Source organism: Pseudomonas sp. AGC41 (assembly GCF_057334555.1).
This window is the reverse complement of sequence record NZ_JBHFJB010000106.1, coordinates 4,561-5,358: the sequence shown is the minus strand read 5'-3', so window position 1 is coordinate 5,358 and position 798 is coordinate 4,561. Positions and strand designations below refer to the sequence as shown.

The following is a 798-nucleotide window of genomic DNA, read 5'->3' as shown; positions in this document are numbered from 1 at the left end:
CCCCCCCCCCCCCCCCTCCCACATTCGTTACTCGCCAGCAGACCCGCAACTGTCTAGGCTAAGGCCAGCCCGCCCAATCGAGGATGTTCTGCATGTCCACCCCCAGCATGACCCTGTTCCACAACCCCGCTTCGCCCTTCGTCCGCAAGGTCCTGGTGCTGCTGCACGAAACCGGCCAGCAGGATCGCGTCGCCTTGCAACTCAGCCAACTTACGCCGGTCAAGCCGGACCAAGCGCTGATCCATGACAACCCATTGAGCAAGATTCCGGCCCTGCGCCTGGCCAACGGGACGGTGATCCACGACAGCCGCGTCATCCTCGACTACCTCGACCATCAACACGTCGGCAACCCGTTGATCCCGCGCGAGGGCGCAGCCCGTTGGCGGCGCCTGACCCTGGCCTCCATGGCCGACGGGATCATGGACGCGGCGGTGATGATCCGCTACGAGACCGCCCTGCGTCCTGTGGAAAAACACTGGGACGAATGGCTCGATGCGCAGCGGGACAAGATTCGTCGCGCCCTCGCCACGCTCGAATCCGAGGCGATTGCCGAACTGGCCAGCCATTTCGACGTCGCTTCCATCAGCGTGGCTTGCGCCCTGGGTTACCTGGACCTGCGCCATGCCGACCTGGAATGGCGCGAGAACAATCCGCAGCTGGCGGCGTGGTTTTCCGAGGTCAATTTGCGGCCCTCGATGGTCGAGACAATGCCCCGGGTCTAAAACTGTCTTGGCTGCACCGGCGGCCTTTTCGCGAGCAGGCTCGCTCCCACATTTGATTGTGTCGCTCTCTTGTGGG

General features: G+C 63.8%; 1 protein-coding gene. It reads left to right on the top strand.

The window, feature by feature from the left end:
- The first annotated feature begins 92 nt into the window (after positions 1–92).
- Positions 93–722: a glutathione S-transferase gene (locus ACE04F_RS18425; RefSeq protein ID WP_486108910.1), complete on the top strand. Its 630-nt coding sequence runs from the start codon at positions 93–95 to the stop codon at positions 720–722.
- The last annotated feature ends 76 nt before the right edge of the window (positions 723–798 follow it).

Bases quoted from the DNA above. Each gene is read 5' to 3' on its own strand.
- ACE04F_RS18425 (WP_486108910.1), top strand. From the start codon at position 93: ATGTCCACCCCCAGCATGACCCTGTTCCACAACCCCGCTTCGCCCTTC.